General features: G+C 65.7%; 7 protein-coding genes. All 7 read right to left on the minus strand.

From position 1 onward, the window contains the following. Positions 1-60 precede the first annotated feature (60 nt). Positions 61-963: a peptide chain release factor N(5)-glutamine methyltransferase gene (gene prmC, locus AC062T_RS03070; RefSeq protein WP_476027285.1), complete on the minus strand. Its 903-nt coding sequence runs from the start codon at positions 961-963 to the stop codon at positions 61-63. Further along, complete coding sequence (gene prfA, locus AC062T_RS03075) at positions 923-2002, minus strand: peptide chain release factor 1 (protein WP_476027287.1); 1080 nt, start codon at positions 2000-2002, stop codon at positions 923-925. The genes prmC and prfA overlap by 41 nt, the downstream gene beginning before the upstream one ends. Positions 2003-2004: 2 nt before the next feature. Then, positions 2005-4260, minus strand: coding sequence for a transcription termination factor Rho (gene rho, locus AC062T_RS03080; protein WP_476027289.1), 2256 nt, complete (start codon positions 4258-4260; stop codon positions 2005-2007). Between the two features lie 180 nt (positions 4261-4440). Beyond that, the gene (gene thrB, locus AC062T_RS03085; RefSeq protein WP_476027291.1) at positions 4441-5382 is read right to left on the minus strand and encodes a homoserine kinase; all 942 of its coding nucleotides are present in this window, start codon (positions 5380-5382) and stop codon (positions 4441-4443) included. Then, on the minus strand, positions 5379-6461 hold the full coding sequence (gene thrC / locus AC062T_RS03090) for a threonine synthase (protein ID WP_476027293.1): 1083 nt from the start codon (positions 6459-6461) through the stop codon (positions 5379-5381). Before thrC ends, thrB begins: the two co-directional genes overlap by 4 nt. Continuing rightward, complete coding sequence (locus AC062T_RS03095; protein ID WP_476027295.1) at positions 6461-7780, minus strand: homoserine dehydrogenase; 1320 nt, start codon at positions 7778-7780, stop codon at positions 6461-6463. Before AC062T_RS03095 ends, thrC begins: the two co-directional genes overlap by 1 nt. Beyond that, positions 7777-8969 (minus strand): diaminopimelate decarboxylase (gene lysA, locus AC062T_RS03100; RefSeq protein WP_476027297.1); only part of this gene is annotated, 1193 nt, incomplete at its 5' end. The genes AC062T_RS03095 and lysA, both read right to left, overlap by 4 nt.

Consider the following 8969-nt stretch of genomic DNA (forward strand, 5'->3'; position numbering starts at 1 on the left):
GAGGGCACGGCGGATAGAGGCATCGAGTTGATCACAACTGGGCGGGCGGGTGCCGAGCGGCTACCGCAGCGCCGTTGTCGCGCGGTCACGGCCGAGCAGGTCGGGATGCGTCGAGATCGCCGACCAACCATCGGCCCTGAGCAGCCCGCCAATTGGGGCCGCCTGCTCCTCGCCGTGCTCGATCACAAGAACGCCACCGGGGTGCAGCAAGCGAAGGCCCGTCTTGGATACCGCGTGAACAGCATCCAAACCGTCCTCGCCGCCATACAGGGCATGCGGTGGGTCGAAGAGGCGCACCTCGGGGTCGCGGGGAACCGCGGCGGCAGGAATGTAGGGAGGGTTTGAGATCACAACGTCGACCGTTCCGTCGAGGTCGGGGAATGCCTGGGCCAGGTCTACGAACTCCAGAACAGCATTGCTCGCGCCGCTCTCGTCGAAGTTGCGCCGGGTCCACGGAAACGCTTCTGGCGAGTTTTCGGCAGCAAAGATTCTCGCGCGGGGAACCTCTGTAGCCATCGCCAAAGCAATAGCTCCTGAACCTGAGCCCAGGTCGACGCCGATGGGGCTGGGTACGGCGGACGCGTTGAGCGCATCGATCGCATACTGCACCACGAGTTCCGTCTCCGGCCGGGGCACGAAGACCCCGGGGCCGACGGCAAGCTCGAGGGACCTGAACGGGGCGCGGCCCGTGATGTGCTGAAGCGGCTCGCGGGCGGCCCGACGAGAAACGGCCGCGGAGATGGCTGCGACATTCTGCTCGTCGATATCGACGCCCATGACGACCTTCGCCTGCACCTGCCCCCTGCTGAGGCCCAGAACGTGGCCGATCAGCAGCTCGGCATCCACCTCGGCAGAGGGGATGCCGGCTGCCGCGAGATCGGCTACCGCCTGGCGCCGAATATCGGCGAGAGAAGCTGACACGCTATGCCTGGTCGCCAATGTCGGCGAGCCTGGCCTCCTCATCCGCCTGGATGCAGGATTCGATGACCGGCCCCAGTGAGCCGTTCATGACCTGGTCAAGGTTGTAGGCCTTGTATCCAGTGCGGTGATCGGCAATGCGGTTCTCGGGAAAATTGTACGTACGGATGCGCTCAGAGCGGTCCATCGTGCGGATCTGCGTCTTGCGAGCAGCGCTATCGAGAGCGGCCTGTTCCTCCTGCTGGCGAGCCAGGATGCGGGCACGCAGCACGCGCATCCCCGCCTCGCGGTTCTGCAGCTGGCTCTTCTCGTTCTGCATCGACACCACGATGCCCGTGGGAAGGTGCGTGATGCGCACGGCGGAGTCGGTGGTGTTGACCGACTGGCCGCCGGGGCCGCTCGACCGATAGACATCGATCTTGAGATCGTTCTGGCTGATCTCTACCTCTTCTGGCTCGTCAACCTCAGGGAACACCAGCACGCCGGTTGTCGACGTGTGGATGCGGCCCTGCGACTCCGTTGCCGGAACCCGCTGCACACGGTGAACGCCACCCTCGTATTTGAGGTGCGCCCACACGCCCTGCGACGGGTCCGTTGCGTTGGACTTGATCGCAAGCTGGACGTCTTTATAGCCACCGAGATCGCTCTCGGTGCGGTCGAGGAGCTCGGTCTTCCAGCCCTTCGACTCGGCGTAGTGCATGTACATGCGCAGCAGATCGGCAGCGAAGAGGGCGCTTTCGGCGCCGCCTTCTCCACCCTTGATCTCCATGATCACGTCGCGCCCGTCATCGGGATCGCGGGGGATCAGCAGTCGCCGAAGCTTCTCCTGGGTCGTGGCGACGTTGTCCTCGAGGCTCGGAATCTCCTCGGCGAAGGTTTCGTCCTCTTTGGCGAGCTCGCGAGCTGCCGCGAGGTCGTCCGTAGCCTCAAGCCAATGCTCGTGCGCAGCCTTGATCTGGCTGAGCTCGGCATAGCGTCGGTTAATCTTCTTGGCTCTGGCCGCATCCGCGTGAACGGCGGGATCAGACAGTTGCTTCTGCAGATCCTCATGCTCGGCCAGCAGCACCGCTACTGACTCGAACATGACTAGTCCTTCTCGGTCTTGCCGGCGGCGGTCGGGAGCGACTTCTGAATCTGCATGAGGAACTCGACGTTAGACGTCGTCTCCTTGAGCTTGCCCAGAACGATCTCGAGGGCCTGCTGCGTGTCGACACCCGCGAGGGCGCGACGCAGCTTCCAGGTGACCTTGACCTCGTCGACGCCCATGAGCATCTCCTCGCGGCGCGTGCCGGAGGCGTTGACGTCAACCGCGGGGAAGATGCGCTTGTCGGCAAGCTGACGCGACAGGCGCAGCTCCATGTTGCCGGTGCCCTTGAACTCCTCGAAGATGACCTCGTCCATCTTGGAACCGGTCTCGACGAGCGCGGTTGCCAGGATGGTCAGCGAGCCGCCGTCCTCAATGTTGCGAGCGGCACCGAAGAAACGCTTGGGCGGGTAGAGCGCCGACGAGTCGACACCACCGGAGAGGATGCGACCGGATGCCGGGGCAGCCAGGTTGTAGGCACGGCCGAGGCGCGTGATCGAGTCGAGCAGCACGACAACGTCGTGGCCGAGCTCGACGAGGCGCTTGGCGCGCTCGATGGCGAGCTCGGCAACCGTCGTGTGGTCTTCGGCGGGACGGTCGAAGGTGGAGGCGATGACCTCACCCTTGACGGTGCGCTGCATGTCGGTGACCTCTTCGGGCCGCTCGTCCACGAGAACGACCATGAGGTGAACCTCGGGGTTGTTCTTGGCGATCGCGTTGGCGATGGCCTGGAGAACGAGCGTCTTGCCGGCCTTGGGCGGCGAGACGATGAGGCCGCGCTGACCCTTGCCGATGGGCGACACGAGGTCGATGATGCGGGTCGTCAGCTTCTGCGGCCCCGTCTCAAGGCGCAGGCGCTCCGAGGGGTAGAGCGGGGTCAGCTTGCCGAACTCGACGCGGTCGCCAGCCTGCTCCACCGGGAGGCCGTTGATCGTGTCGATCTTGACGATTGCGTTGTACTTCTGGCGGCCGCCCTGGTTGTCACCATCGCGCGGCTGACGGATTGCGCCGACGACGGCGTCACCCTTGCGCAGGTTGTACTTTTTAACCTGGCCGAGCGAGACGTAAACGTCGTTGTTGCCGGGGAGGTATCCGGTCGTGCGCACGAAGGCATAGTTGTCGAGAACGTCAAGGATGCCGGCGACGGGGATGAGTACGTCGTCGTCGCTGATCTCGGGCTCGAAGTCGTCGTTGCCGCCGCCGCGACGCTTGCGGTCACGGTAACGACCGCGGCCTCCGCGCTCGTCGTCGTGCTGGCGCTCCTGCTGCTGACGCTCGGTCTGCTGGCGGTCGCCCTGCTGGCGGTCCTGCTGCTGACGGCGCTGGCCGCGGTCATCCTGGCCGTTGTCGTCACGGTCATTCTGGTCGCCGCGCTGGTTGCCCTTCTGGGCGTCGCGCTGACCATCACGCTGGTTGTCGCGGTTCTCGCGGTTGTCGCGGTTTTCGCGGTTCTCGCCACGCTGGGAGTCGTTCTTCTCACCCTTGCGGTTGCGGTTACGGTTACGGCTGCGCTGCGGGCGCTCCGAGCTGTCCTCGTCATCACCGGCGTCGGCGCTGTCGTCAGCTGAGTCAGAGGTCGTGTCGACCTCTGCCTTGTCGTTTGCCTTGTCGTTTGCCTTGTCGTTCTGCTCGGCATTCTCACCACGGGCGGGACGACGTCCACGGCCACGGGCAGGCGCCTCGGTCTCGGCTGTCTCAGAGGCGGCCGGAGCGGACTCTGCAGCGGCGGGCTCTGCTGCCACGGTGTCAACACCGGACTCGGCGCCGTTGGCGTGCTCTGCGGCGACCTTGGGTGCGGTGCGCTTGCGGGCGGGAGCCTTGCGGGCGGGCTTCTCTGCCTCGGCCGCGGCCTTGTCAACCGCTGTGTCTGCAGCGTCCGCGGGAGCGGCCTGCTCGACGGGCGCTGCCTTCTCGGCAGGCGCAGCCTTCTCGGCGGGCGCTGTCTTCTCGGCAGGCGCTGAGGTCGTCGTGATGACGCCGCCCGTTGCCGTTGCTCGGCGTGGTGCCCGCTTGCGCGGCGCGGTTGCTACGGCCTCTGCCGGAGCATCCTGAGTCGCCGTCTGCACGGGAGCAGATGCGGTCTGCGCAGGCGCTGCCTGGTCGGATGATGAAGTGTTCTGGGTCTCGTTGATTGCGTCCACGAGGGCTCCTTTACGAAGTTTGGTAACGCCGGTAATGCCGAGCGACGCCGCGAGAGCCTGGAGCTCGGGAAGGCGCATGGCTGCCAGATCGGCGGGACGGACTGTGTGATCAGTCACTAAGAGGGTTCCTTTCCCCTGTCAGACACCGAAGTCGGGAATCGCATACGGCGGGTCTGAGGAGAGCTTGTCGCACCACGACCCGGGGCCTGAACGGAGCGCAGGCCGAGACGGGGGCGAAGAGATGCTGGTGATGGTGCAACCCGTGGCACGAACAAGATCGCTCGCGCGTAGCAAAACCTAAGATTTCGCCGGGTGCACGTTCACTGTAGCACCTTTGAAGTCGACGGCGAGCATGAGCGCCTGCCACGGCGAGCCGCCGTGATTGGCCACTACCTGCGCCGCTTCGAGGCGTTGAGCTGGGTCACTGCAGAGCACGAGCACCGAGGGCCCTGCGCCAGAAACCACGGCAGCGAGACCGTGGGATCGAAGCTCCTCCACGAGGCCGACCGTCTCGGGCATCGCGCTTGCGCGGTAGCTCTGATGAAGCTTGTCTTCTGTCGCGTCGTGAAGAAGCTCGGGGCTCTGGATGAGCGCGGCGATCAGCAGCGCTGAGCGCGAAACGTTGAACGCCGCGTCCTCGTGAGGAACCGTGACAGGCCTCAGGCTGCGAGCGAGCTCGGTGGACATCGTCTTCTCGGGAACACAGATAAGAGGAGAGACCCCCCTGTGCACCATGAGCTTCTTGTGCTGCGGCCCCTTGTCGGAGGTCCAGGCGATTGTTAGCCCGCCAAAAAGCGCAGGGGCAACATTGTCGGGATGCCCCTCCAACTCGGAGGCCAGCGCGAGAAGCGCATTCGAGTCGATGTCGACGATGCCGTCGAGGAGACCCTTTGCCGCCATGATGCCGGCGACGATCGCCGCACCGGATGACCCGAGCCCGCGGCCGTGCGGGATGCGGTTGTGAGCCACAAGGTCGAGACCAGGCAGCTGCACGCCGTAGCGCTCAAAGGTGAAGGCGATCGTGCGCACAACCAGGTTGCGCTCGTCGGTGGGGACCTCGCCCTCCCCCACACCGTGAATCTCTACCCGGGCGCCGGGCCGCTCGCTCGTGGTGACCTCAAGGTCGTCATAGAGCGAGAGAGCGAGGCCGAGCGTGTCGAATCCCGGCCCGAGGTTGGCACTCGTGGCAGGAACCCTGACCGAGACCGACCTCCCGATCGGGGCAGCAGTCGCGGTCATGCCGTCGCTTTCGCCAATCCGAGAACCCCAGCGATCTCCGCGGTGTCGACGGGCACGATCGTGGGCTGAACGTCGGAACCATCGGCGGCGCGAAGGGCCCACTGCGGGTCCTTGAGGCCGTGGCCGGTGACGGTGAGAACGACGGTGGCGCCGGCGGGAATCTGCCCGGCATCCGCGCGCTCGAGCAGCCCTGCAACGCTGATGGCCGATGCCGGTTCAACGAAGATGCCGACCTCGGCAGAGAGGATGCGGTGTGCCTCGAGGATCTTGTCGTCGGAGATTGCGCCGAAGTAGCCGTTGCTCGTCTCACGAGCGGCGATGGCGAGCTCCCACGATGCGGGGTTGCCGATGCGGATCGCACTGGCGATCGTGTCGGGGTTCTTGACGACGTGGCCCGTCACGATGGGGGCGCTACCCGCGGCCTGGAAGCCGAACATGCGGGGAAGCTTGGTGGAGACTCCGCGCTCAAGCTCTTCGCTGTAGCCCCGGAAGTATGCGGTGTAGTTGCCGGCGTTACCCACGGGAATGAAGTGGAAGTCTGGCGCGTCTTCGAGAACCTCGACGACCTCGAATGCCGCCGTCTTCTGCCCCTCGATGCGGTCGTTATTGACCGAGTTGACGAGGTGAACCGGGTAGTTGGCGGCGAGGTCGCGGGCGATGTCGAGGCAGTCATCGAAGTTGCCCTGCACCTGCAGGAGCTGCGCGTTGTGGGCGATTGCCTGGGCAAGCTTGCCCATGGCGATCTTGCCTTCTGGCACGAGCACGGCGGCGGTGATGCCTGCGTGCGTTGCATAGGCTGCAGCCGACGCCGAGGTGTTGCCGGTCGACGCACAGATGACAGCCTTGGCTCCGGCCTCAACAGCCTTGGAGACGGCCATCGTCATGCCGCGGTCCTTGAAGGAGCCTGTCGGGTTCATTCCCTCGTACTTGACCCAGACCTTCGCGCCCGTGCGAGCGGAGAGAGCGGGAGCCGGGAGGAGGGGGGTGCCACCCTCGCCGAGGGTAATGATGGGCGTCGCATCCGTTACGTCGAGACGGTCTGCATACTCGCGGAGAACCCCGCGCCACTGGTGGGCCATTAGGAACCTTCTACTCGGAGGACTGAGGTGACTGATCTCACGGTGTCGATGCTCGACAGGGCGGTAACGGTTGCGGCGAGAGCCGCTTCCGACGCCTCGTGAGTGCCAATCACCAGGGTAGCGGGGGCGGGGGTGCCATCGTCACTCGGCGCACCAACCGTCTGCACAACCGTCTCAACCGAGACGCCGTGGTCGCTGAACAGTGCGGCGATCGTGGCGAGCACACCCGTGCGGTCGTTGACCAAAAGGGTGATGTGGTAGCGGGTCGTGACGCTGCCGATGGGCAGGATGGGCAGATCCGAGTTGGTCGACTCGGCTACGCCGGGCCCGCCAACGACGTGGCGACGAGCAGCAGACACGAGGTCGCCCAGAACAGCGGATGCCGTCTCGATTCCCCCGGCTCCTGCGCCATAGAACATGAGGTCGCCTGCGGCCTCCGCCTCGACGAAGACGGCGTTCTTGGCGCCATGCACGGCGGCCAGCGGGTGAGTTCGGGGAACCAGCGCCGGGTAGACCCGGGCGCTGACACCGTCGACGCCCTCGGCATCGGTGACTCGCTCGCAAATGGCGAGCAGCTTGATGACGTACCCGGCGGAGCGGGCGGCCTCAACCTGAGCCGCCGTGATGGCCGTGATGCCCTCGCGGTAGACGCTCTCGATGGGCACGGTCGTGTGAAACGCGAGGCTCGCCAGAATCGCGGCCTTCTGAGCGGCGTCATACGCCTCGATGTCGGCCGTGGGGTCTGCCTCGGCATAGCCGAGTTCGGTGGCCGTCGCCAGAGCATCCTCGAGGCTCTGGCCCTCGGTGTCCATGCGATCAAGGATGAAGTTGGTGGTTCCGTTGACAATGCCCAGGATGCGCTGAACATGGTCGCCCGCAAGACTGTCGCGCAGCGGGCGGATGATGGGGATGGCGCCGGCGACGGCGGCCTCGTAATAGAGCTGAGCGCCGACCTGCTCCGCCATCGCGAACAGTTCTGGCCCGTGGGTGGCGATGAGCGCCTTGTTGGCGGTGACCACATCGGCCCCCGAGGTGAGCGCCTGCATGATGAGCGTGCGGGCAGGCTCGATGCCTCCGATGAGCTCGATCACGATGTCGGCGCCCAGAATGAGCGACTCCGCATCGGTGGTCAGCAGCTCGCGCGGGATCTCGGCCGTGCGCGGGGCGTCGATGTCCCGAACAGCTACTCCCACGAGCTCAAGGCCCGCACCAACGCGGCTCGCGAGCTCATCGCCGTGCTTCTGCAACTGGGCGACAACCTGCGCACCCACCGATCCTGCGCCCAGGAGGGCGACTCGGAGATTGCGGTACTCGATCATAGATTTCCGTTTCTCTGCTCTGCAGTGGTGAGGCCAGCATCCCGCGACAGCAGGTCGGCCTCGGTCTCGCCTCGAACGATGATGCGGGACTGCCCGTCGCGCACGGCGACAACCGCGGGACGGGCGAGATAGTTGTAGTTGCTGGAGAGCGCCCAGCAGTAGGCGCCCGTCGCGGGAACCGCGAGCAGGTCGCCCGAGCGCACATCGGCAGGCAGGTAGTCGGCGTGGACGACAATGTCGCCGCTCTCGCAGTGCTTGCCGGCGACGCGCACGAGCGCGGGTTCGGCATCGGATGCTCGGCTCGCGATGCGCACGGTGTAGTCGGCCCCGTAGAGCGCCGGGCGAAGATTGTCGCTCATGCCACCGTCGACACTCACGTACTTGCGCACGGCCGTCGCCGACTCGTCGTCGCCCAGCGCGACCGAAACATCTTTGATCGTTCCGACCTCGTACAGGGTGAAGGTGGATGGGCCGATGATCGAACGGCCGGGCTCCACCGCAATGACGGGAACCGGGATGCCGAGGCGAGCGGATTCTGCGGAGACGATGGAGGCCAGCGCAGAGGCGATCTCGTCGATCGGCATAGCGTGGTCGACGCTCGTATAGGCGATGCCGAAACCGCCGCCGAGGTTGAGCTCGGGAACGGGACCGCCCTCAAGGAGCTGGGCCTGCAGCGTCATGAGACGTCGGGCCGATTCACCGAAGCCATCGGAGCCAAAGATTTGGGAGCCGATGTGGGCGTGAAGCCCGATGAACTCGAGCGACTCGTGCGACCGAATGAGCTCGACGATCGACGCGGCATCTGCGAGCGTGATGCCGAACTTCTGATCCTCGCGGGCGGTGGCCAGATACTCGTGGGTGCTCGCGTGCACCCCGCTGTTAACGCGCAGTCGCACCTTTTGCCGCACACCGTGGCGCGAGGCGGCCTCGGCGACCCTGCCCACCTCCTCGACGCTGTCGATCACAATCACGCCGATGCCGGAGCCGACAGCACGATCGATCTCGGCCACAGACTTGTTGTTGCCGTGCAGGCCGATGCGCGCAGCATCCACTCCCGCCGCCAGGGCGACGGCAAGCTCGCCCCCCGACGCGACGTCGATGTAGAGGCCCTCCTCGGTTACCCAGCGAGCCTCCTCCGCCGACAAAAACGCTTTGCCCGCGTAGTAGACCTTGGCCGCGCTGCCGATAG

This window comes from Homoserinimonas sp., assembly GCF_056262345.1.